The sequence below is a fragment of the Acidobacteriota bacterium genome, assembly GCA_029861955.1.
Taxonomy (GTDB): Bacteria; Acidobacteriota; Polarisedimenticolia; order Polarisedimenticolales; family Polarisedimenticolaceae; genus JAOTYK01.
In genome coordinates this window covers 71366-93905 of the sequence record JAOTYK010000013.1, presented here as the reverse complement: position 1 = coordinate 93905, position 22540 = coordinate 71366, and the positions used below count along the sequence as shown (strand labels likewise).

Annotated in this window: 24 protein-coding genes; 6 read left to right on the top strand and 18 right to left on the bottom strand. The window is 64.3% G+C overall.

The window, feature by feature from the left end; translation table 11 throughout:
* The first annotated feature begins 4 nt into the window (after positions 1-4).
* The 4 genes from OES25_08505 to OES25_08490 are packed head-to-tail and all read left to right on the top strand — an operon-like array spanning position 5 to position 3870.
* Positions 5-982 carry an ABC transporter permease gene (locus OES25_08505; GenBank protein MDH3627685.1) on the top strand — a complete coding sequence of 326 codons (978 nt, stop codon included), beginning with the start codon at positions 5-7 and terminating at the stop codon, positions 980-982.
* On the top strand, positions 979-1920 hold the full coding sequence (locus OES25_08500; GenBank protein ID MDH3627684.1) for an ABC transporter permease: 942 nt from the start codon (positions 979-981) through the stop codon (positions 1918-1920). The genes OES25_08505 and OES25_08500 overlap by 4 nt, the downstream gene beginning before the upstream one ends.
* A gap of 43 nt (positions 1921-1963) precedes the next feature.
* On the top strand, positions 1964-3436 hold the full coding sequence (locus OES25_08495) for an aldehyde dehydrogenase (GenBank protein MDH3627683.1): 1473 nt from the start codon (positions 1964-1966) through the stop codon (positions 3434-3436).
* Positions 3436-3870: a RidA family protein gene (locus OES25_08490; protein MDH3627682.1), complete on the top strand. Its 435-nt coding sequence runs from the start codon at positions 3436-3438 to the stop codon at positions 3868-3870. The genes OES25_08495 and OES25_08490 overlap by 1 nt, the downstream gene beginning before the upstream one ends.
* Position 3871: 1 nt before the next feature.
* Here the strand turns inward: OES25_08490 and OES25_08485 are convergent, their stop codons facing one another.
* From OES25_08485 to OES25_08405, 17 genes are all read right to left on the bottom strand, one after another.
* Positions 3872-4513: a cyclase family protein gene (locus tag OES25_08485; protein MDH3627681.1), complete on the bottom strand. Its 642-nt coding sequence runs from the start codon at positions 4511-4513 to the stop codon at positions 3872-3874.
* On the bottom strand, positions 4503-5282 hold the full coding sequence (locus OES25_08480) for a tryptophan 2,3-dioxygenase family protein (GenBank protein MDH3627680.1): 780 nt from the start codon (positions 5280-5282) through the stop codon (positions 4503-4505). Before OES25_08480 ends, OES25_08485 begins: the two co-directional genes overlap by 11 nt.
* 8 nt (positions 5283-5290) lie before the next feature.
* Positions 5291-6628 (bottom strand): FAD-dependent monooxygenase, encoded by a 1338-nt coding sequence (locus tag OES25_08475; protein MDH3627679.1) that lies wholly within the window; start codon positions 6626-6628, stop codon positions 5291-5293.
* Positions 6625-7890 (bottom strand): kynureninase, encoded by a 1266-nt coding sequence (kynU, locus tag OES25_08470; GenBank protein ID MDH3627678.1) that lies wholly within the window; start codon positions 7888-7890, stop codon positions 6625-6627. The genes OES25_08475 and kynU overlap by 4 nt, the downstream gene beginning before the upstream one ends.
* Positions 7887-8897: an amidohydrolase gene (locus OES25_08465; GenBank protein ID MDH3627677.1), complete on the bottom strand. Its 1011-nt coding sequence runs from the start codon at positions 8895-8897 to the stop codon at positions 7887-7889. Before OES25_08465 ends, kynU begins: the two co-directional genes overlap by 4 nt.
* Positions 8898-8919: 22 nt before the next feature.
* Positions 8920-9441, bottom strand: a complete 522-nt coding sequence (locus OES25_08460; protein MDH3627676.1) for a 3-hydroxyanthranilate 3,4-dioxygenase — start codon at positions 9439-9441, stop codon at positions 8920-8922.
* A gap of 74 nt (positions 9442-9515) precedes the next feature.
* Entirely contained in the window at positions 9516-10097 is a 582-nt protein-coding gene (locus tag OES25_08455) for an aminodeoxychorismate/anthranilate synthase component II (GenBank protein MDH3627675.1), read from the bottom strand.
* A gap of 1 nt (position 10098) precedes the next feature.
* On the bottom strand, positions 10099-10782 hold the full coding sequence (locus OES25_08450) for a hypothetical protein (GenBank protein ID MDH3627674.1): 684 nt from the start codon (positions 10780-10782) through the stop codon (positions 10099-10101).
* 16 nt (positions 10783-10798) lie between these two features.
* Entirely contained in the window at positions 10799-12253 is a 1455-nt protein-coding gene (locus OES25_08445) for a type I 3-dehydroquinate dehydratase (protein MDH3627673.1), read from the bottom strand.
* A gap of 19 nt (positions 12254-12272) precedes the next feature.
* Entirely contained in the window at positions 12273-14465 is a 2193-nt protein-coding gene (priA, locus tag OES25_08440) for a primosomal protein N' (protein MDH3627672.1), read from the bottom strand.
* Positions 14462-15109, bottom strand: a complete 648-nt coding sequence (locus OES25_08435) for a uracil-DNA glycosylase (GenBank protein MDH3627671.1) — start codon at positions 15107-15109, stop codon at positions 14462-14464. The genes priA and OES25_08435 overlap by 4 nt, the downstream gene beginning before the upstream one ends.
* Positions 15106-16305, bottom strand: coding sequence for a bifunctional phosphopantothenoylcysteine decarboxylase/phosphopantothenate--cysteine ligase CoaBC (gene coaBC, locus OES25_08430; GenBank protein MDH3627670.1), 1200 nt, complete (start codon positions 16303-16305; stop codon positions 15106-15108). Before coaBC ends, OES25_08435 begins: the two co-directional genes overlap by 4 nt.
* Positions 16306-16314: 9 nt before the next feature.
* Positions 16315-16536 carry a DNA-directed RNA polymerase subunit omega gene (gene rpoZ / locus OES25_08425; GenBank protein MDH3627669.1) on the bottom strand — a complete coding sequence of 74 codons (222 nt, stop codon included), beginning with the start codon at positions 16534-16536 and terminating at the stop codon, positions 16315-16317.
* 20 nt (positions 16537-16556) lie between these two features.
* The gene (gene gmk, locus OES25_08420; protein MDH3627668.1) at positions 16557-17189 is read right to left on the bottom strand and encodes a guanylate kinase; all 633 of its coding nucleotides are present in this window, start codon (positions 17187-17189) and stop codon (positions 16557-16559) included.
* Positions 17186-18070, bottom strand: coding sequence for a YicC family protein (locus OES25_08415; protein ID MDH3627667.1), 885 nt, complete (start codon positions 18068-18070; stop codon positions 17186-17188). Before OES25_08415 ends, gmk begins: the two co-directional genes overlap by 4 nt.
* A gap of 49 nt (positions 18071-18119) precedes the next feature.
* Entirely contained in the window at positions 18120-19247 is a 1128-nt protein-coding gene (gene lpxB, locus OES25_08410) for a lipid-A-disaccharide synthase (protein MDH3627666.1), read from the bottom strand.
* A complete protein-coding gene (locus OES25_08405) occupies positions 19244-19921 on the bottom strand; it encodes a lysophospholipid acyltransferase family protein (protein MDH3627665.1) in 678 nt (225 codons plus the stop codon). Before OES25_08405 ends, lpxB begins: the two co-directional genes overlap by 4 nt.
* 69 nt (positions 19922-19990) lie before the next feature.
* Here OES25_08405 and OES25_08400 point away from each other — a divergent pair, with 69 nt between their 5' ends.
* Both OES25_08400 and OES25_08395 read left to right on the top strand, forming a co-directional pair.
* A complete protein-coding gene (locus OES25_08400) occupies positions 19991-21121 on the top strand; it encodes a nucleotidyltransferase family protein (GenBank protein ID MDH3627664.1) in 1131 nt (376 codons plus the stop codon).
* 16 nt (positions 21122-21137) lie between these two features.
* Entirely contained in the window at positions 21138-22079 is a 942-nt protein-coding gene (locus tag OES25_08395; GenBank protein ID MDH3627663.1) for an SDR family oxidoreductase, read from the top strand.
* Between the two features lie 9 nt (positions 22080-22088).
* Here the strand turns inward: OES25_08395 and OES25_08390 are convergent, their stop codons facing one another.
* Positions 22089-22532, bottom strand: coding sequence for a hypothetical protein (locus OES25_08390; GenBank protein ID MDH3627662.1), 444 nt, complete (start codon positions 22530-22532; stop codon positions 22089-22091).
* Between the last annotated feature and the right edge of the window lie 8 nt (positions 22533-22540).

The window sequence follows — 22540 nt, the reverse complement described above, 5'->3', positions numbered from 1 at the left end:
TCGCTTGGCGAGTCTGATCCTGCGTCGTCTCTTGCTGGCGATCCCGATCGCGCTGGCCGTCGCGACTCTCCTGTTCGTCCTGCTGGAGACCGCACCCGGTAGCCCGGCCGACGCCCTACTGGGCGACGCGCCGGTCCCACCCGAGGTTCGTGATCGTGTGGAGCGGGCCTACGGCCTCGACCGGTCGCCCATCGAACGTTACGCAGCATGGGTCAAGGGGTTGGCCGTCGGCGACCTCGGCTGGTCTCCGACCCTCCGCCGGCCCGTCTCGCGTGCGCTGGCCGAGGCGTTGCCGCCGACCCTGCTGCTGGCCGGCTCGGCCCTGATCCTCCAGCTGGCACTCGGGGTCTTCCTCGGCTGGCTCTCTGCCGCCTATCGGGACCGTTGGCCGGATCGTCTTCTCGGCGGCATGAGCTGGACGATCTACTCGCTGCCGACGTTCTGGCTGGGGTTGATGGCGATCGTCGTCTTTTCGAGCCGTCTCGGTTGGTTCCCCGCGTCGTCGATGCACGCCGTCGGTGTCGAGAAGATGTCGTCCGTCGGCCGTGGACTCGATCTCGTCTGGCACCTGACCCTGCCGACGTTGGTTCTGGGATTGTCCTCGGCGGCCGCGCTGACCCGCTTCGTACGAACCGGTCTTCTCGATGCGATGAGCCAACCGTTCATCCGTGCGGCCCGCGCCCGTGGCGCCGGACTGTCACGTCTCCTGACCGGGCACGCCCTTCGCCACGCGCTGCTCCCCGTGGTCAATCTGCTCGGGCTCTCGCTGCCGATCCTGGTGTCCGGCTCCCTCGTGGTGGAAGTGATCTTCGGCTGGCCGGGGATGGGCTCTCTCACCTATCGCGCGATCCAGGCCCGAGACCCGTCGCTGGTGATGGCCGCGGCCCTGATCTCGGCGGTCCTCGTGGTCATCGGAAACCTGTTTGCCGACGTCGGCATGCTGCTCCTGGATCCCCGGATCCGATCGAAGCAATCGACATGAGCCGACGTCGAATCGGAAGCAACCTCGCGTGGGGCTGCCTGGCACTCCTGGCGGGGGTGGCGACGCTCGCGCCATACCTCGGACTGCGGAACCCCACCGAGCATCAGGACCCGCGTCTACTTCGCGAACGCCCCCCGCTGACAAGGCTGCTCAGCGTCGAGCGCCCCGACGGCGACAAGCTCTTCTTCGAAACCTACGAACCGACGGAACAGGGACTGATGATCCGGCGTGGCGAGGAACAGACGCTGCTGGTGGCGGTCGCCCCGGCGGACGTGTCGAACGAGGTCTTCTGGCTTGGCACCGATCGATTCAGTCGAGACCTGCTGAGCCGTCTGCTCTACGGCGCAAGAGCCAGCCTGATGATCGGGCTCCTGGCGGCGGCTCTGGCCCTGGGACTCGGCGCGTTGATCGGTGGCATCGCGGGGCTGGGCGGGGGCTTTCTGGACGGCCTGCTGATGCGATTCACGGACCTGACCCTCACGGTGCCACGTCTGTTCCTGGCGATGCTTCTGGTCGCCCTCTACGGCCCCGGTGGCTGGACCACGGTCCTCGTGCTGGGCGGGACGAGCTGGATGACAGCCGCGCGTCTGGTTCGGGGAGAGATGCTTCGTCAGTCGGCCGCCCCGTTTGTCCAGGCCGCCCGTGCGGCGGGCCTCCCGCGCTGGCGCATCGGGATCCTCCATCTGTTCCCCGCGGCCCTGACCGCACTGGGGGTGGAGGCGACGTTGCGGGTCGGTGAGACGATCCTCCTCGAGGCGACTCTGTCGTTCCTCGAGCTGGGCGTGCAGGAGCCCACGCCCTCGTGGGGCAACCTGATCCGATCCGGTCAGGCCAGCCTGCCCCACGCGTGGTGGATCGCCCTGTTTCCCGGGCTGCTCATCGCGCTGACCGTCATCTGCTGTGCCTCACTCTCCGAGAGGCGCCGCTCGATCGGCTAGAATCGGGCCGCGAGATCCGACCGCAGGCGGGAGAGACGCAAACGTGAAACGAATCGTCAACTGGATCGATGGAAGCGCCACCCCACCGAAGGCGGATCGCTGGCTCGACAACGTCGACCCCGCCACCGGCGAGACCATCGCCCGGGTCGCCGACAGTGACGCGGCGGACGTCGATAGAGCAGTCGACGCGGCACGAAGGGCGTTCCCGGCTTGGGCCGCAACTCCGGCCGCCGACCGCTCACGACAACTCCATCGAATAGCCGATGCGCTAAAGAGCAGGATCGACGACTTCGCGCGGGCGGAGTCCGAGGACTCGGGAAAGCCGTTGACCGCGGCCGGCACCGTCGATATCCCGCGGGCCGTCACGAATTTTCGCTTCTTCGCGGATGCCATCCTGCACGGAGAGGATCAGGCCCATCTCATCGATCGGAGCGCGCTTAACTACACACTGCGAAGACCGCGTGGCGTCGCCGGCCTGATCTCGCCGTGGAACCTGCCGCTCTACCTGCTGACCTGGAAGATCGCACCGGCCCTCGCCACCGGAAATACCGTGGTCGCCAAGCCGTCGGAGTTGACACCCACGACGGCCTTCATGCTTGGCGAGCTGACAGGCGAGGCGGGGCTCGCACCCGGAGTCCTCAACATCGTTCAGGGACACGGCGCCGGCTGTGGAGCGGCGATCGTCGATCACAAGGACGTCCCGGCCATCTCGTTCACCGGTGGCACGATCACCGGTCGCGCGATCGCGACGAGCGCGGCGAGTCAGTTCAAGAAGGTCGCTCTTGAGTTGGGTGGCAAGAACCCGACCCTCGTCTTCGACGACGTCGACATCGATCGCGTCGCCGCCGAGGCGACTCGCGCCGCCTTCAGTAACCAGGGTCAGATCTGTCTCTGCGGATCCCGACTCCTGCTCCACGAGGCGATCTACGAACCGTTCGTCGACCGTCTCGTCGAGCACGCGAAGCGGTTACGGTGCGGCGACCCGCTCGAGGACGGAACGACCCAGGGGGCGTTGATCTCCGCCGATCATCTACGGAAGGTCCAGGGCTTCATCGAGACTGCGCAAGAGGCCGGCGGCGTGATCCGTTGCGGTGGCAAGCCACCGGAGGATCTGCCTCCGCGGGTTCGCGACGGTGCGTTCCTGGAGCCCACCGTCATCACCGGTCTTCCGGACGACTGCCGCGTGCTTCACGAGGAGATCTTCGGTCCGGTTCTGACGGTGCAGAGTTTCCGTGACGAGTCCCGTGCCCTGGCGCTGGCCAACGGCACCCCGTACGGTCTCGCCGCGTCGGTCTGGACCCGCGACCTCGATCGCGCCCATCGTGTCGCCGACGCGCTCCACAGCGGCACCGTCTGGGTCAACTGCTGGATGCTCCGAGATCTCAGAGTCCCGTTCGGCGGGATGAAGTCCAGTGGCGTGGGTCGCGAGGGTGGCCGCGAGGCCCTGGAGTTCTTCACGGAGCCCAAGAACGTCTGCCTGAAGCTGGACGATTCCATCCCACCGGAGCCACTCTGATGACACCCACACCCGATGACGAACGCACCGTCAGCCGGCGCGCCCCGGAACCGGTGGGCGCGTTCCCCCACGCCCGCCGGGTCGGCAACCTCCTGTTCCTCTCAGGAATCGGGCCCAGGGTTCGCGGGAGCGCGTCGATCCCCGGGGTCACGCTCGATCAGGACGGCAAGATCCTCGCCCACGACATCGAACTCCAGTGTCGGACGGTGTTCGAGAACGTTCGCACGGTCCTGGAGGACGCCGGCAGTAGCTGGGATCGGATCGTCGATGTTACGGTCTTCCTGACGCACATGCAGGACGACTTCCCTACGTTCAATCGACTTTATGCGGAAGCGTTTGCAGAGAACCAGCCGACACGCACGACGATGGAAGTGAACTGCCTGCCGACGCCGATCGCCATCGAATTGAAGGTGATCGCCACCATCGACGACTGAGCTACAACGTTCGAAGCACCGCCCGCACCGGCGACCCGTCAAACCCCGCCAGCTTGAGCGGAAGCGCGATCAACTCGTACTCGCCTTCGGGAATCTCGTTCAGCAACAGGCCTTCCAGAATCAGGATGCCGTGCTCTCGACAGGCGGCGTGCGCCGTTAGGTGCTTGGCGTCGACGAGGTCGACGCTGGGCATGTCGACGCCGATCAGCCGTACGCCGCGACGAGCGCACTCGGTGACGAACTCCGGCTGCAGCCCTGCGAAGCCCTCGCCAATCGATCGGCGAGGATCGGGGTAACTATTCGTCGCGACCAGGAGTCGCTCGCCGAGTTCACCCTCCGGAAGTCGGTCCGCTGCCACCCGCTCACCCGCCGGCGTCTCCGCTCGGACAAGACGACAGCGACCCAGATAACGGTCCAGCGACTGGCTGGCCATGTCGCCGCCGTCACGGTCGTAGTGCGAGGGTGCGTCGGCATGCGCACCGAGGTGGACCGTTGCGTGCAGCGACGACAACGTCAGGTGGTCCCCGCGGGCGAGATCCAGCAACACCTCTCGGGTGGGGGGCGTATCCCCCGGGAAAACCTGAAGCCCCCCATCGATCGTAGGCGTCAGATCGTAGAGCTTGCGGTCGGGATCAGAACTCATGCCGGATGGCCCACAGGTCGGGAAAGATCGGCTGGAACAGCGACCGCTTGAGGAACTCGACCCCGAGACTGCCGCCGGTCCCGTGCTTGTTGCCGATCGTGCGTTCGACCAGCTTCACATGCCGATAGCGCCATTCCTGGAGCCCCTCGTCGACATCCATCATCAGTTCGAGCAGGATCCCGACCGATGGCTCCGTGCGATAGAGCTGCAGCAGTCCCTTCTGGACGGTGGCGTCCGGTTGGGTCGTCTGCCCCTCACGATCGAGGACCTCCTGCGGGACTTCCAGGCCGCGACTCGCGAGGAACCGGTAGAAGCCGTCTACCACGGACGGGCCGTCGAGCCGGCGACGGAGTTCGTCGTAACCGAACCACTCGGGCTTGACATGCTTCAGCGCACCTTCGCGCTTGTAGCCCAACGCGTACTCCGCCATCCGAAACTGTATCGACTGGAACCCCGACGCGTCATCCAGCCGATCGCGAAAGGAGTTGAACGACATCGGTGTCATGGTCTCGAGGATGTCCAGCTGCCCGACCAGCGTCTTCACGATCATCCGGACCCGCTTGAACGTCGCGATCGGCCCGAACAGCTCGTTATCGCGAAGATCCCGCTCGGCGCGATCCAGTTCGTGAAGCAACTGCTTGAACCACAGTTCGTAGACCTGATGGATCACGATGAAGAGCAGCTCGTCGTGCTCCTCGGGATCCGACTGCGGATCCTGCAGCGCCAGCAGGCGATCCAGCTGCAGGTAGCTGGAATAGTTGATGGTCACGAGGCCTCCTATCCGCCCGGCAAGAGCAGAAGTCCCAGGATACCCAGAACGACGACGACGACAAACAGAACTCCCAGCCTCAGCTGACGCCGCTGGGCGCTCGCGCGCCGACGCGCATCGTCATACGGGATAAGACTGAAGCTGATCATCGTGTAGAGCGGGATGAACCAGAATGGCAACATCCGCTCGGCCAACGCCTCGCCCCGCTTTCCCAGCTGGAACAGCGGTGACGACACACGATCGCTCATCACATGAAAATTCTCGATCGCCAGGTCGGCGATGGCGTCCGCGTGACGCTTGCGGCGTCGGCTATACTCGCCGAACGCCTGCCCGAGATCTCCCGACGCCTCGCGCAGGCAGGCATCCAGCACGACGCAGTCCTCGAAGGAGGCGTTCGCCCCCTGACCGTAGAACGGCACCACGGCGTGGGCAGCATCTCCCAGCAGGACCACGCGCCCTCCCACATGCCACGGAGAACAGCGAACCGTCACGAGCGAGCTGGTCGGGTTGCGCAGATAATCCTCGACCAGCTCGGGCATCAGCGGGACCGCGTCGGCGAAGTGTGTGCCGAAATGTTCGCGAATCGCGTCGGGCTGCTCCGGGAGCGTAAACCCCGCTTTCCCCTCGAACGGCCAGAACAACGTACAGGTGAACGATCCATCGGCGTTGGGAAGCGCGATCATCATCGAGTTGCCCCGCGGCCATATGTGAAGCGCCTCCCGCTCGATACGAAACGCCCCACCCTCTCCCGCGGGGATGGAGAGTTCCTTGTAACCCAGTGGAAGGTAGTCCTGCGAGTACTGAAACCGGTCGAGACGCTGCATGCGAGCACGCACGGCGGAGAACGCACCATCCGCCCCTACGACGAAGTCCCCTTCGACCGTGACCTCGCCGCCGCCGGGTCGGCTGGCGATCAGGTTGCCCTGCTCGAGATCGACATCACGGACGGTATGTTCGAACAACAACTCGATGCCCTCGTGTCCGGAGGCCGCATCAATCAGCATCTGATTCAGTCCGAGTCGTGAGACCGAACGGATCACATGCTCGGGCTTCGTCCCGTAGGGTTGAAACTTCAACTCCCCCGCGTGGTCGTGAAGCATCCGGCCACGCATCGGGATCGCCATGCCCAGGACGCGTTGTTCCAGGTCGACCCCACCCAGCGCGTTGAATCCGCGCGCCGAGATTGCGAGATTGATCGACCGGCCGCCACCGATTCCCGGTCGGCGAGGGTCGCCCCGTCGCTCGACCAGCTTGACGCGATAGCCGGCCCGGGCGAGGTAGATCGCCATCAGCGACCCGCCAAGGCCGGCCCCGGCAACGATCGCCGTCCGACCGCGCCCGCTCATGAAGCGCCGACGATGTCGCGCAGCCGCTCCGTCAACCGCCACACGTCATGAAAGCTGTTGTAGAGCGGGACGGGCGCGACACGGATCACGTCGGGTTTGCGGACATCGACGATGACACCGGCCTTCTGGAGGGCCTCCTGAACGGGTCCGACATCCTCCCTGAACCTGAGCGACAGCTGACTCCCCCGGGACCGAGGGTCCCGCGGGGTGAGGATCGTCATCCCGGGCAAATCGAGATCGTCGAGACAGTCGATCAGGAACGTGGTCAGCTGGATCGACTTGGCCCGCAACGCCTCGATTCCCGCTTCCTCGAACCATCGCAGTGAGGCCCAGAGCGGTGCCATCGCCAGGATCGGCGGGTTGCTTAGTTGCCAGCCGTCGGCGCTCTCCGTCGGCTGGAACCGGCTCTCAAGATGCATGCGAAAACGACGGGCCGGGTCATGCCCCCACCAGCCCGCGAAACGGGACAGCGAGCGATCCTTAAGGTGACGACGATGAACGAAACAACCGGCGATCGCGCCGGGCCCGGCGTTGAGATACTTGTAGGAACACCAGACGGCGAAATCGACACCGCTCTCGTGGAGATCCAGCGGGACGTTCCCCGCCGCGTGGGCCAGATCGACACCGACCCGGGCCCCGTGGGCGTGGGCAATCTCGGTGATCGCCTTCAGGTCGTACAGCTGCCCGGTGAAGTAGTTCACACCGCCCAGAAGAACCAGCGCGATCCGGTCGCCCTGCGCCTCGAACAGATCCTTGAACGCCTGCAGGTCCACCGTCACGCCGTCATCCGCTGTCGCCGGAACCAGCAAACCGTCGTCTCTGACCCCATGAAACCGAAGCTGCGAGCGAACGGCGAAGTTGTCCGACGGGAAGGCGAACGGTTCCACGAGGATGCGGTTGCGGGTGGCGTCCGGGCGATAGAACGACACCATCATCAGGTGCAGATTGACGGTCAGGCTGTTCATGGCGACAACTTCGTCGGGATGCGCACCCACAAGACGGGCCAGCGGCGCGGCAAATCGCTCGTGGTACGAATACCACGGTCGCTCCCCCTCGAAATGAGCATCGACGGCACGCTGCCTCCAGGCGGTCAACTCCTCATCGACGATGTCCTGGACATTCTTCGGCTGTAGCCCCAGGGAGTTTCCGCAGAAGTAGAGACAGGGTTTTCCTTCGGCGTCGTCAGGGAAATGGAACTGCTCTCGGAAACGCGCCAGCGGGTCGACCGCGTCCAACTCTCGCGCACGGTCCAGGACGGTCACGACGCGCTCCCGGTTTTCAAGCCGAGAAACTCCAGGGCCGTTCCGGACAGGAGTCGCTGACGGGCCGAGTCGTCCAGATCGTCCATGGACTCGATGAGGCGACCCGGTTCCAGTTCTCCCAGCGGGAACGGATAGTCGGTTCCCAGCGCGATACGATCGAGACCGGCACGCTCGATCAGAAACCGCAGGCTCTGCGGATCGTGAACCAAAGAGTCGTAGTAGATCCGCCGAACGTACTCCCCAGGCGAGACCGGGTTATCGACCGCACACAGGTCGGGACGCACATCGAACCCGTGGACGATCCGCCCGACGGTCGCGGGAAACGAGCCGCCCCCATGGGCGAAACCGACCCGCAGATCGGGGTGCTGCTCCAGGCGACCGGAGAAGATCAGGGAGCAGATGGCCATGCTGGTCTCGGCCGGCATTCCGACAAGCCAGGGCAGCCAGTAGTCCTTCGAGCGGTCGGCGCCGAGCATGTCCCAGGGATGGACGAAGATCGCCGCACCCAACTGCTCCGCTCGCTTGAAGATCGGCGCAAGGGACTTGTGGCCAAGTTCGTGCTGGTTGACATGCGAGCCGATCTGAACCCCCGGAAAACCCAGGGTCTCGACGCAGTACTCCAACTCACCGATCGATCGCTGGGGGTCCTGCAACGGCAGGGTCCCGAGACCGACGAATCGGTCGGGACGTCGAGCGACCACCGCTGCGAGGTCGTCGTTTAGCCAACGGGCGATCTCTGCACCATGCTCCGGTCGCGCCCAGTACGAGAACATCACGGGGACCGTCGAGAGAACCTGCATATCGACGCCATGACGGTCGCAGTCGGCGATACGGGCATCGATCGACCAACAGTTCTCCTGGACGACGCGAAAGCACTTGCCGTCCCGCATCATCCGGGCGCAGCCATCCCCCTGGTGCTCGAGATTCACGAACCCCGGGTAGCCGTAACGACGCGCCAGGTCGGGCCACTTCTCGGGAACGATGTGGGTGTGCAGGTCGATTTTCATCGGAGGCCTTCCGGGCGAACGGTCACTTCGTGCCCGGCACCTCCATGACCACACCACAGCTCTTGCAGGTCCTCACGGACTCGTCCGCATAAAACCCCTCGATGATCGGCTTGAGCTGGGTACTGAGATCCTCGAGTTCGAAACTGGCGTTGTGCAGGACCTCCCCGCAGCCCTCGCAGAACCAGCGGAGATGATCCAACTCGCCGGGCTGACGAATCCGCTCGACGACAAGACCGACGGTACCGGCGGGTCGTTGCGGAGAGTGAGGGACGTGGGCTGGAAGAAGAAAGATCTCCCCTTCCTTGATCTCGATATCGCGGGGACCGGACTCCTCCATCACTCGAACGACGATGTCGCCCTCTATCTGATAGAAGAACTCCTCGCCATCCTCGACGTGATAGTCCTTCCGCCGGTTCGGCCCGCCGACGACCATCACCAGGAATTCGCGGTCCTTCCAGACCATCTTGTTGCCGACCGGTGGCTTCAGAGACTCGCGGTTCTCTTCGACCCAGGCCTTGAGATTGTAGGGAGCGAAAGAAGACATGGGCACTTACCTCCTGACCAGCGTCCGTGCAGAGACCCTTATTAACACCGGAGCGGGTTGTGGGGCAAGTTCCGCTACGCCCGGACACCCGTTCCGCGAAGAAAGTTCTGCAACAGGTCGGCACCCACATCGGTCAGGATCGACTCGGGATGAAACTGAACACCCCACACCGGGTGCTGACGATGACGCAGCGCCATCAGCACACCCTCGGGTGTGTGGGCCGTCGCTTCCAGGCAGTCCGGAAGTGTCGACTCGTCGATCACCAGCGAGTGGTACCGCGTCGCGTCGAATTTCGCGGGGAGCCCCTCGAATAGATCGGTGCCGTCATGCACGATCGACGACGTCTTGCCGTGCATCAACGTTGGCGCCTGCACGATGGTGGCGCCGCAAACCTGACCGATGGCCTGGTGACCGAGACAGACGCCGAGGATCGGAATCTTGCCCATGTAGCGCTCGACGACGGCCATCGAAACGCCGGCGTTTTCCGGTCGTCCCGGACCTGGCGAGATCACGATGGCGTCCGGCGCAAGACCGGCGATCGAGCCGACCGTCACCTTGTCGTTCAAACGCACCTCCAACTGCACCCCGAACTGGAGGAATTGTTGAGCGAGGTTGTAGGTGAACGAATCGTAGTTGTCGATCAGCAGAAGGCGCACGTCACTTAACCATGAACTTCACGAAGATCGGGTCCTCGAGTTCCGGCGCGTCCACAAACAATTCGAACTCATGCCCCACGACACCGGTCGTCGGACTGGGGAAGTAGAGCACGTCGATCGTGTAGCCGAACTTGGGTAACGGTAGCGAGTCGTGAACGATCCCACCGAGCGCACGCGTGGGGCTGAATTTGCTGGGGTAAAACGCATAGGCCGCGTAACGATTGAAGACGATTCCCGGTAGCTCCGAGAGGTGCGTCCGGTCGAAGTCGAGGTATTCGTAGCCCTTCATCAACTCGGTCGGCGTTGCGAGGGGATAGCGGTTGCCCTCCTCGTCCATAAGGGTGAACGACTCGCGGGTCAGGGAGATCTGCTTGAGGCCGTTATTGGAGATGGCCACCTCGAGAGGGATATAGGCGGTCTCTTCTCGATAGCGGGTGGCCTTGGTGTCGACAATCAGGGTCATCACATCCCCGTCTTCGATCCAGGCGAACGTCGACAGCTTGCGATCGAGACCTCGCGGATCGTCGGCACGCATCGGAGCCAGCCCCGCGCATCCACTCAGGACCGCGAGCAGCAGGACCAGCAGGACCAGCACGACCACGGACCGGCTATTGACGTACATCATGCTCCCCCTGTCGATCGGTTCGACGTAGAACCCCATCAGGAGGAGGGTATGGGGAGCCATGGGACCCGTCAAGCATTCACGGGGAAAGCCACTGTGATGCCGCAGCACGCATGAGAGCCTCGTCGGCGGGACATTCGTTCAGAAGTTGAAACTGCATCGAACCCTGGGCGATCAGGAGATCGAGGCCGTCGACGACCGCCAAGCCTTCGGCTCTCGCTTGACGGGTCAACTCCGTTCCGTCGGGCCCGTAGACCGCATCCATGACCAACCCACCGGTCAACGGAGTCTCCGCCAGGGACAACTCTGCGAGGGTGCGACACGGTGTGGTCTGCACAAGGAGATCCCACTTCGACCAGCTGGACGGGTCGGCAGGCCCCCAGTCCGCCCCGACGCGGGATGCGAGATCGCGCGCGCGGTCCTCGTGTCGATTGGCGATCACGACTTTGGCGCCCACCGCCGTCAGGGCCACCGCGATTGCGGCCGCCGTGCCACCGGCTCCAAGAATCTGAACCCGTGCACCGTCGAGGTCCAGATGCTTAGAGACGAGTTGAACGGTTGCCGGGCCGTCGGTATTGGCGCCGTGCCACTGCCCCGCCACCCGACGCATCGTATTGACCGATCGGGACACGCTCGCGACGGGATCCAGCGTCTTGCAGTGCTCGACGATTGCCTCCTTGAACGGAACAGTGACGGCCAGACCCTCGGGCGACTCGATCGCTTGGAGGTGGTCAAGATCATCGAGCTCGAGGGGCAGGTAGCGCGTCTCCAGGTCATGCTCTCGCGCCGCGGCACGATGCATCGCAGGCGATGGGCTAGAGTAGACCTCCCGTCCAAGCAGAAACTGCAGCGGAGTCTGTGGCCCGATCGTGTTGACGGCGAACGTCTTGCGTAGAGCATCGACACACCACTGCCCGGCCGCCGTTTCTGAACCTTGCGTCAGACTTCCGTAGGTCGCGGCTCCGCCCCAGCGGAATGCCAGAAGTCGGGAGAGTCGACCTGCGCGGCCCATGGCGAAATGGATCAGGCGGCCGTCCGAGGCGGCCAGCAGTTCCTTGACCGTCGCGAGATCGGAGACCGATGACGCGGTCGGCACCAGCTTCACGTACGCGGCGGAGGTTGCGAGCAACCGGCGTGCGTGTTCGGCGCACGAAGACGGGTCAAGGTCGTCGGCATGATGCGAGAGGAGAACACGCTTAGGCGAGCTCAACAGAAACGTCGATGCCAACTCGCTATCCAATTCGACATCGATAAACGTTGCGCCTTCGTCGAGCGAACGCGTCAGCAACTGCCGACGCTCATCTTCACTGCCGTCGAAACCGCCTCCATCGGACGATCTTCGAATCGTCACGATGGTGGGTCCCGGTGCCGCGGCAAGCCACCCCGACATCTCGTCCGGCGATAGGTGGTCCGCCCTCAGCTCTGCGATGTCTGCATGCCTTGCGTTGTCGGGCCATCGCGGCTGTGCGCCGTCGGTGCCCCCGGGCATGAGAGAACCGACGATGCCGAGTCGAGTGTGTGTCCGCACGTTCACGCCCGTAACGCTAGCATGCTCAGAGGAGCGACAGCGGGTCGACGTCGACCTGAATTGCCCGCCGCGGCACGGGCAACTTGCCCACCTCGAGCGCCTCGTCGATCGCCGTCACGAGTTGTCGCCGTCCCGGGGAGCGTGCCAGCAGCATCTGCCGAAAGCGACCCTGGATCCGCTCGATCGGCGCCGGGCCGGGACCACTGAGAAACGCACGATCGCCGACTCGATCCCGAATTGCCTCGCCGAGCATCTGAGCCCACTCTCGCGCCTGAAGTTCGTCCTCGTGCTGCACCAGCAATCGAACCATGGCCGCCGCCGGGGGATAGCGAAGGGCCTGTCGGAAGCGGATCTCCCGCCGATAGAAGCCGTCGTAGTCGTGCTGGGCGGCAAACTGGAGGATCGGATGTTGTGGATCGAACGCCTGCACGACGACACGCCCCGCAGCCTCGCCACGACCGGCTCGACCGGAGACCTGGGTCAGCAGCTGAAACGTTCGCTCCGCCGCTCGAAAATCCGGAACGCCGAGACTCTGATCCGCGGAGAGGACGCAGACGAGCGTTACGCCGGCGAAGTCGTGCCCCTTGGCGATCATCTGCGTGCCGACGAGGATGTCGATCTCCCGACGATCGACCCGCTCCAGCATCTTCGCGTGGGCGCCCCGACCGCGGATCGTATCCCGATCCATGCGACCGATGACCGCGTCCGGAAACAACTCGGCCAGACGATCCTCGACACGTTCGGTCCCCTCACCCAGAAGCTGAAGATCCTTGCCCTCGCAGGTCGGGCACGCGTCGGGGTACGGATGCTCCGCCGCACAGGTATGACAACGCAGACGTCGATCGCGCCGATGCCAGGTCAGCGTCAGGCTGCACTCGCCGCAGACGACCCGCTCGCCACAGGCATGACACAGAAGCGTCGTGGCCCAGCCCCGGCGGTTACGGAGGATCATCGCCTGCTCGCCACGTTCCATGCACTCCTGCAATGCCGTGACGGTCTCCGGTGCGAGCGTGAGCACGGAGCCGGCCTCGCCGTATTGCTCTCGCATGTCAACCGTGGTCACGGTCGGCAGCGGTCGCGCGGTCACGCGCCCGCCAAGTTCCAGGAGCCGGTAGTGACCGGCCTGCGCGTGGGAGAAACTCTCAAGGGCCGGTGTCGCAGAGCCGAGCACGACGATCGCGTTGTTGTTGCGGGCCCGGACAACTGCCACGTCGCGGCCGTGATAGCGGGGCGTCTCACTCTGCTTGTAACTACCGTCGTGCTCCTCGTCGACCAGGATCAATCCGGTGTCGTGGAGCGGTGCGAACACCGCCGATCGAGTCCCGACGACGAAGCGACAGCGTCCGTCCCTGACACGATCCCAGGCTTGCCTTCGTTCCGAACGGCGGAGGCCGCTGTGGAGCACCACGACCTGGCCGGGAAAGCGACGCTCGATCTTCTCCTGTAGAAGTGGGGTGAGGCCGATCTCGGGAACGAGGTACAACACGCTTCGGCCCGCGGCGAGCGTCCTCTCGGCCGAACGCAGATAGACCTCGGTCTTTCCGGACCCCGTCGCACCGTAGAGCAGGAACGGAGCGTACTCGCCGGCCTCGATCGCCGTTCCCAGGATCGCCAGGACCCGCTCCTGCTCGACCGAGAGTTCGAAGGTCGGCTCCTGGGGCGAACCGACTGCCTCCGCTTCCGTCGCCCGCCTCTCGATCCAGCCGCGTCGCTGCAGGGCCGTGATCGATGGACGAAGTTCGCCGGGAAGCTGACGCTCGGAACGCCAGCCACCGTCCTCGGGCAACCACGACCACAGTTGTCGTTGCCGGACCGCGCCACCCCGAAACGACGGCTCGGCCCCCACACCGCGACGCAGCTCGTGATCGATCCTGGCGCTCGCGGCCGGCGGGGGCATGGCCGCCTCGAGAGCCTCGCCCCAGGAACAGAGGTAGTAATCCGCGACGAAGCGACTGAGCTGCAGCAGTTCGTCGGTGAACGCCGGTGGGTCGTCGAGCACCGCGGCGATGTCGCGGAGACGGATCGATGGATCGTCCGGTGCGGGCACGACGTCGACCACGACCCCGCGGAGTTTGCGGGGTCCGAAGGGAACGCGAACCACGACCCCCGGGGCGATCGCATGCTGCCAGCGGTCCGGAACACGGTAGGTGAACGAGCGGCGAGGTGGAATCGGCAACGCCACGGCGACGCAAACCGTCTCGGAAGTCGGGGTCGTCACGCCTCCGGGTCGTCGATACGCGCCCGGGCGGTTTTCAGGTCCGACCAGACGCTCATTCGATTTTCCTTGGTGTACGCGCGGAGCAGGTAGGCCGGGTGAAATGTCGGCATGACCGGGATCCCCTCGAACTCGGCCCACTCCCCTCTAAGTCGTGTAATGCCGACCTTCGTCTCGAGGATCGTCTTCGTCGCCGGTCCGCCGAGGGTGACGATCACCCGTGGCGCGATGGCCGCAATCTGCTTCTTCAGGAACGGCGAACAGGCCTCGATCTCGTCGCGCTCGGGATCGCGGTTGTTCGGCGGGCGACACTTGACGATGTTGGCGATGTAGACCTGCTCTCGAGAGAGTCCGATCGCCTGGATCATCTCGTCCAGCTTCTTTCCGGCGCGGCCGACGAAGGGCTCCCCGCGACGATCCTCTTCCGCTCCGGGCCCCTCACCGATGAACATCAGGTCCGCTTGCGGGTTCCCCACGCCAAACACGATCTTCGTGCGGCCGTCGTGCAGCTTGCAGCGAGTACACTCGCCAAGCTCCTCACGAACGACATCCAGCGGCCCCGGCTTACCCTCGATTCGAAGTTCCTGCACACCGCTCTCCGCCAGATAGGCCACCCACTCACGCAGATCGGCCGTGGGTTCACTCATCGCGTGGCACCCGCCCGCCGTTTCAGCGTCGCCGTTGCATGGTCCAGAATCGCCTCTGCAACGAGTCGCTTCGATCGTTTCCCGACGTCATGGTGTGTACCGTCGCGATCGATCATCGTGACTGCGTTGTCGGGCGAGTTGATTCCGATCCCCTCGGTCGACACGTCGTTGGCAACGATCATGTCGAGATTCTTCCGCTCGAGTTTGTCCTGGGCATTCTGCAACAGGTCGTCGGTCTCGGCCGCAAAGCCGACCAGCAGATCCTCACGCCGATCCCGCCCCATCTCGGCGAGGATGTCCGGCCCGCGCTCCATCTTGAGCGTCAGCCCGTCACCGGACTTCTTGATCTTCCGCGGCTCCGCCGTGGGGATGAAATCGGAGACTGCGGCCGACATGAAGACGATAGCCGCGTCGTCCCGTGCGGAGAGCACGGCATCCCGCATCTCGGCGGAAGTCTTCACATCGACGCGACGAACCCCGAACGGGGTCGGGAGCGAAACGGGGCCGCTGACAAGTGTCACGTCGGCCCCACGCTGGGCCGCGACGGTGGCAAGTGCGAACCCCATCCTCCCGGAGGAGCCATTGGAGATGAAACGTACGGGGTCGATGGGTTCGCGAGTCGGGCCCGCACTGACCACGACCCGTTTCCCGGTGAGTTCCGAGGAGCGGCGGAGACCCGCCAGGATCCGCTCGACGATCACGGCGGGATCCGCCAGGCGCCCGACGCCAACCTCACGCTCGGCAAGCCAGCCGCTCTCCGGCTCGATCACCTCGACTCCCCGATTCGCCAGCGTCGCCAGATTGCGACGTGTCGCATCGTGTAACCACATCCGACTGTTCATCGCCGGAGCGACAAGGGTCGGAACGGTCAGAGAAATGAAGAACGTGGAAAGCAGGTCGTCGGCGATTCCACCGCTAAACTTGGCGAGGACGTTCGCGGTCGCAGGCGCCACCGCGAACAGGTCGATCGTACGCGCCAACTCGATGTGATGGACCGTCTGGTCGCTGTCGGTGTCGAAGGTCTCGACCTGCACCTTGCGGCCTGCGAGGGTCTGGAGCGTCAGGGGTGTGACGAATTGACACGCATTGCGTGTCATCAACACGTGGACTTCGACACCCGCTCCGTCGAGACCCCGAATGATCTCGCAAGCCTTGTAGGCGGCGATGCCGCCACTGACACCGAGCGCGACCCGCATCCCGAGAGGCTATTCTTCTTCGTCGTCGAGGGCGCTTGCCAGATCTTCGTCGGTCTCCGGAATCCACTCCTTGACGGCGCCGGTCGCGACCTCAGCCTGGGCGATCACGGTCGACTTGCGGTCGTCCTCGATCACGCGAGGCAAGGCACCCATCTGCAACTGTTCGGCACGCTTTGAAGCCAGGGTCACGAACTTGTATTTGCTCTCGAGGTCTTCGGGTAACTTGTACATTCCAACTCCTAGGGTTCCCGTCAGGCCGGAAACGTCTTCAGTAGCTCCGTGATCGTTGACGTCCGACGTCGACTACGGAGCCGTTCAGCGTACACGATCGCGCGGACATCCTCTATCGCCCGATCAAGATCGTCGTTGATCACCGTATAATCGAAGTATTCGTAGCGTGCCGCCTCCCGGCGGGCGGTGGTCAGTCGCTCACGCAGCTGGTCGTCCGTCTCGCTGCCGCGGCCCCGCAGTCGGGCCTCCAGGGTCGGAAAGTCCGGCGGGAGGATCATGATCGACACCGTCTCGATCTGGCTGCCCCGAACCTGCTCGGCCCCCTGGACGTCGATCTCGAGAAGCAGGTCCCGACCAGCTGCCAGCGCTTCACGGGTCCGCGCCACACCGGTGCCGTAACGACGATCGAAGACTCGAGCCCACTCCAGAAACGCCCCCTGCTCGACCATCTGATCGAACGTATCGCCACCGATGAAATGGTAGTCACGGCCATCGACCTCACCCTCGCGGGCGGGTCGGGTCGTGTACGAGACCGACCACTCCATCTCCGGCTCGAGTTCGAGCACGCGTCGGGCAACCGTGGACTTGCCGGTGCCCGACGGAGCCGAGATAACGAATAGTCTGCCCTCGATCGGTGCGTCGGAATTCGTCATTCGAGATTCTGTACCTGCTCGCGAATCTTCTCGGTCTCCGATTTCATCTCCAGAGTAATCCGAGTCAAATCAAGATCCTGCGACTTGCTGCCCACCGTGTTGACCTCGCGATGGATCTCCTGCACCAGAAAGTCCAGCCGCTTGCCGACCGGCTTCCCGTCCTCGCTACGAAGCAGTCGCTCCGCTTGCTGCAGGTGACCCTCGAGTCGGACCAGTTCCTCGCTGACATCGGATCGCTCTGCCAGAATCGCGGCCTCCTGGGCCACGCGTCCCGGGTCCAATTCTACCTGGGTCGCAAGCTGCGCCAACCGTTCTTCGAGCCGTACCTTGAGCCGGTCGGGTAGGCCGGAGACGCGTACCCCGGCTCGTCCGGCAGCCTCTGCAAGGGTCGCCACTCGGAGTAGGAGATCGTCGCGGAGCGACTCCCCTTCGCGCCGACGATCTTCATCGAGTGCGCCGAGGGCCTGGTCCAGGGCGACGCCCGCGGTGGATGCCTGCTCTTCGTCGAGGGTCCGATCCATGCCGTCTGCGCGGAACATGCTCGAGATCCGCAGGATCGCGGCCAGGTCGGGGGTCGCGTTGGCGCCGGTCTCGGCTGCCAGACTCTTCCAGGTCCCCAGGACCTCGTCGAACAGAGGACGATTGAAGCGCTGCTCCGACTGGCCGTCGGCGGCCTCGAACCGAAGTTGGACCTCGACCCTGCCACGATGGACCCGCTTGGCCACCTGACGACGAAAGACCGTCTCAAGCCGCCCCATCTCCGCCGGCAGGCGGAAACGAAGATCGGCGAAACGGTGATTGACACTACGGATCTCGACCGTCATTCGGTAACCCGTCATCTCGGCCGAACCACGGCCATAACCTGTCATGGAGCGAATCATGGGCCGCCTCGGTTGGAACGGGGCATTCGACCATAGTCCCGTCGGGAGATCAAGGAACCCGGGGCGACTGCTGCAGGAGTTCGATGACGGAGTCTGCGGCGCGCTCGAAGACGCCCTCGCCGCCGAGCCGCTGACGGATACCGGCCAACCCCTCGCGGATCGTCGCGGTGTGGTGTGGATCGTCCAGATACCGACGGATCGCCGCCGCAATACGATCGGGACGACAGTCATCCTGAATAAACTCCGGGACCAGCGGTCGCTCCGCAACCAGATTCGGAAGGCCGAAACTCTCCAGCTTCACCAGCCGGCGGCCGATCGCATAGCTCGACCGACTGAGACGGTGGACGATGACGATCGGAAGCCCCTGCACCGCCGCCTCGAGACTTGCGGTCCCGGCGGCGACCACGCCGGCGTCGCAGAGATCCAGGAGTTCGGGGAAGTCGCCGCGATGGAAAATAAATCTGTCCCCTTTTAGGTCGAGGTGGGGGGCGACGGGGACGATGAAACGGAGTTCGGGGTGGGTGGTCAGGAGGTCCCGGGCCGTGGCGTCGAGGATGGGGAAGAGTCGACGGACCTCGCCCTCGCGACTGCCGGGCATCAGGGCGACGTACCGCTGATCGGGATCGACTCCCACCGTCTCGGCCAGGGCCAATCGACCCGGATGGACCACCGACGCGGCCAACGGGTGCCCGACGAAACGTACGTCGATTCCGGCGTCCCGATAGAGCGCCTCCTCGAAAGGAAAGAGCACCAACATTCGACGGACCCAGCGACGGAGCGAATTTATCCGGCCGCGGCGCCAGGCCCAGATCTGGGGGCTGACGAAATAAACTACCGGCACTCCGGCCCGGTGGGCGGCCTTGCCGAGACCGAAATTGAAGTCGGGAAAGTCGATCGGGATGAACAGGTCGGTCGGTTCGTCCGTGAATCGACGGACCATGCGTCGCCGGGCGCGGAGGAGTTGCGGGAAGTGGGCCAACACTTCCGATATTCCGACAACGGCAACCTCCCGCAGATGCTGGACGATCTCGACGCCCTCGGCGGCCATCCGATCGCCACCCATCCCGACCAGCTCCGCGTCCGGGAGTCTTCGCTTCAGCTCGCGCGCGAGTCCCGCACCTAGTCGATCCCCGGAGGGTTCCCCCGCCGCCAGGACGATTCTCACGGGACGTTTCACGGGCGGTCCACAGGGGGATCGACGGTCGCGACGCCGACGATGCCGTCGGCCTCCCGGTTCAATGCGTCCAGCGACGCCTCGAGACGAGCGACCTCTTCCTCTTCAATGGACCCGCGTCCGACGAACTGCGGCTCCCCGTAGACGAACACGCCGCGGGCGAACGGGTACGGCAGCATCGTTCGATCCCAGGAAGACAGACGACGATGGGGCCGCGCGCTGAAGGCGACCGGAATGATCGGCCTGCCGCTGAGGCGGGCGAGAGCCAGCACCCCCGGATGAACCTGTCGCGGGGGTCCCTTGGGACCGTCGGGCGTGATCCCGACATCGAAGCCATCCTTGAGACCGCGAACCAGGGAACGTAGGCCGCGCGCTCCACCTCGGGTGCTGGAGCCCCAGGCCTGATGGAACCCGAATCGCTTCATGATGCCGACGAGAAGCTGCGCGTCACGATGTTCGCTGTGAAGGACCATCATTCTCTCGCCGGGATAGCAGAACGGCATCATGACGAAGCGGGCGTGCCAAAAGGCCAGGATGTAGGGCCCATCACGCCGCACCGACGCGAGGGTCTCGCGCCGAACAAACTGAAGACGCATCGTCGCACGCATCAACCGTAGATAGGCGTAGCCGACACGCGGGGCGAGGCTGTCAACGATTTTCGAGCCGATATTGCTCATGAATCGGCGCAAAGAATAGCCCGACACGTTGACGCCTGCAAGCGGGAGGGACTATCTTTTGCCCCCCGTATGTCCCCCGACTCCAGCACCGAATTGCTTCTGGCTCTCGCACGCGAGAGACCCGAGGCCATTGACGCCATCCTCGCGGACTCCACCCCGGACTCCGAACGATTCCTATCCCTTTGTGAGCAGACCGATATCGAGCCCTGGCTCGATCACCAGATCCGAACGGCGGGACTGGAATCCAGGATCGACACAAGGATCATGGGGCATCTTGCCGAGCGACGACGCAAGACCCGTGTGGACAACGCATTGCTCGTCGGTGTCGCGGAACAGGTCCTCAAGATCCTGACGTCCGCCGGCGTCACGGTGTTGGGTCTCAAGGGGATCGACCTCCTCCATCGTCACTACGAACGGATCGATCTTCGCACGGTGACCGATGTGGACCTCCTCGTTCCGCGGGATCAGCTGATCATCGCGCTGAGGGCACTGGGGGAACACGGCTTCACGGTGCCGGATCCGGCAGGCGCGACGCACTACATTCGAAGTAGTCATCATCTCCCGTTGCTGAGCCCCGTTCCGCATCAGGTCGATGTCGAGATCCACTGGAACCTTGTCCAGGACGTTCGCTACGACCTGGACGTCGACGAGCTCTTCGAACGCGCGAAGCCCCTCACGATCGGGCCCTACCGGATCCTCCATCTTGAAGACCATGACTTCGTCGCCCACATCCTGCTCCATCATCTCTCCCACTACTTCAACCGGCAATTGAAGTGGCTGATCGACCTCCGCCCGATCGTTCGCAACCCGGGGTTCTCCTGGAAGATCGTGGCAGAGCGTCTTCATCGCTGGGGTGGAAGCATGGCGGCGGCGGCGGCGGTACGACACCTCCACCAGCTCGACCCACAGACGGTGGGTCCGGAGACGATCGAGCTCTTTCCCCTGCCCGCCTGGCGACAATGGCTCACCGCACCGTTTCGCAGTCGCCATCCCCTGGACTGGATCCGACGCCCCGATCGTCGGTGGCTCCAGCTCTATCTGGCGGCGGTCTACCTCGAACGACCGTCGCTCCTACCCCGTTGGTTATTCCTGCGGATGACCCGGGACAGACGAGAAAGTAGTAACCCCCTGGACGACGGACGTGGCACGATTGACATCCCACTGAAGATCCGCGGCAAACATGACGGCGCAGCCCGCTGATGCACGAAGGAGAACGATGAAAGAGACGATTCTGGTCACCGGTGGCGCGGGCTTCCTTGGCTCCCATCTCTGCGACCGACTGCTCGGCGAGGGTTACGCCGTCATCGCGATGGACAACCTCATCACCGGCGACACGGCCAACCTTGCCCATCTGATCGATCACGAAGATTTTCGCTTCATCCAGCACGATGTCACCAACTACATCTACCTCGACCAGCCGCTGTATGCGGTGTTGCACTTCGCCAGCCCGGCGAGCCCTCAGGACTACCTGGACTACCCGATCCATACGCTGAAGGTGGGATCCCTGGGCACCCATGCGGCGCTCGGGCTTGCCCGCCGGCTGGGAGCTCGGTTTCTACTGGCCTCGACGTCCGAGGTCTATGGCGACCCACAGGTCCATCCACAGAAAGAAGACTACTGGGGTCACGTCAATCCGATTGGACCGCGTGGGGTGTACGACGAGGCCAAGCGATTCGCGGAGGCGATGACGATGGCCTACCACCGCACCCATGGGGTTAACACGAAGATCGTTCGGATCTTCAACACGTTTGGCCCACGGATGCGTCTGAACGATGGCCGAGCGATCCCCAATTTCCTGACGCAGGCGCTGAACGGTGAGGAGATCACGATCTTCGGCGACGGTAACCAGACCCGCAGCTTCTGCTACGTGGCAGATCTGGTGGACGGCATCTCACGCCTCCTACACTCGGATCTGCACGATCCATGCAACATCGGTAACCCCGAGGAATGGACGGTACGGCGGATGGCCGAGGAGATCCGCGACCTGGTGGGTAGCGGCACGAAGCTGGTCTTCCGTGATCTACCGGTCGATGACCCGAAGGTTCGGCAGCCCGATATCAGCCGCGCACGGGCGAAACTCGGCTGGGAGCCGAAGACCGATGTCCGCGAAGGACTCCGCCACACCCTGGAAGACTTCCAGCGCAGGATCGTTCGCTAGCGAACGCGCCTACTCGGCGGTCAGCCCGCTCAACTCCTGGATGTGGGTGTACTGGTCCTCCGTGGGGGCGTAAATCGGGTCGATATCCAGTTCCTCGATGACCGGGACGTCACGCAACCGGATGAGCCGATCAACGGGTCCTCCACGCTCGATCCCCGCGAGATCGAAGGTGTGCCAGTACTCTCCCGCCGGTGATCCGGCGGCATCGGCTACCGCGACACGGACGGTCAGACTTCCGAGGGTCGATTTCGGTGGCCCCGCGAGACGGACCGAGACGCTCACCGTACCGGCGTCATCCTGAACCCAGTTCTGCGGGATGACCTCCCACCGGGCGCGTTGGGCCAGCACGTCGGCAACGGGGTCCGACGGACCACACCCCGTCAGGCATGGAATCGAGAGCGCGGCCAGGGCCACCAGACGGACGACACGGACAAGACCTATGGGGTGCTTCATCCGCCGGA

Coding starts and splice junctions, on each gene's coding strand:
- OES25_08500 (MDH3627684.1), top strand. CDS start 979: ATGAGCCGACGTCGAATCGGAAGCAACCTCGCGTGGGGCTGCCTGGCA.
- OES25_08490 (MDH3627682.1), top strand. CDS start 3,436: ATGACACCCACACCCGATGACGAACGCACCGTCAGCCGGCGCGCCCCG.
- OES25_08485 (MDH3627681.1), bottom strand. CDS start 4,513: ATGAGTTCTGATCCCGACCGCAAGCTCTACGATCTGACGCCTACGATC.
- OES25_08475 (MDH3627679.1), bottom strand. CDS start 6,628: ATGAGCGGGCGCGGTCGGACGGCGATCGTTGCCGGGGCCGGCCTTGGC.
- OES25_08465 (MDH3627677.1), bottom strand. CDS start 8,897: ATGAAAATCGACCTGCACACCCACATCGTTCCCGAGAAGTGGCCCGAC.
- OES25_08460 (MDH3627676.1), bottom strand. CDS start 9,441: ATGTCTTCTTTCGCTCCCTACAATCTCAAGGCCTGGGTCGAAGAGAAC.
- OES25_08450 (MDH3627674.1), bottom strand. CDS start 10,782: ATGGCTCCCCATACCCTCCTCCTGATGGGGTTCTACGTCGAACCGATC.
- OES25_08435 (MDH3627671.1), bottom strand. CDS start 15,109: ATGAGTGAACCCACGGCCGATCTGCGTGAGTGGGTGGCCTATCTGGCG.
- coaBC (MDH3627670.1), bottom strand. CDS start 16,305: ATGCGGGTCGCGCTCGGTGTCAGTGGCGGCATCGCCGCCTACAAGGCT.
- rpoZ (MDH3627669.1), bottom strand. CDS start 16,536: ATGTACAAGTTACCCGAAGACCTCGAGAGCAAATACAAGTTCGTGACC.
- gmk (MDH3627668.1), bottom strand. CDS start 17,189: ATGACGAATTCCGACGCACCGATCGAGGGCAGACTATTCGTTATCTCG.
- OES25_08415 (MDH3627667.1), bottom strand. CDS start 18,070: ATGATTCGCTCCATGACAGGTTATGGCCGTGGTTCGGCCGAGATGACG.
- OES25_08405 (MDH3627665.1), bottom strand. CDS start 19,921: ATGAGCAATATCGGCTCGAAAATCGTTGACAGCCTCGCCCCGCGTGTC.
- OES25_08400 (MDH3627664.1), top strand. CDS start 19,991: ATGTCCCCCGACTCCAGCACCGAATTGCTTCTGGCTCTCGCACGCGAG.
- OES25_08395 (MDH3627663.1), top strand. CDS start 21,138: ATGAAAGAGACGATTCTGGTCACCGGTGGCGCGGGCTTCCTTGGCTCC.
- OES25_08390 (MDH3627662.1), bottom strand. CDS start 22,532: ATGAAGCACCCCATAGGTCTTGTCCGTGTCGTCCGTCTGGTGGCCCTG.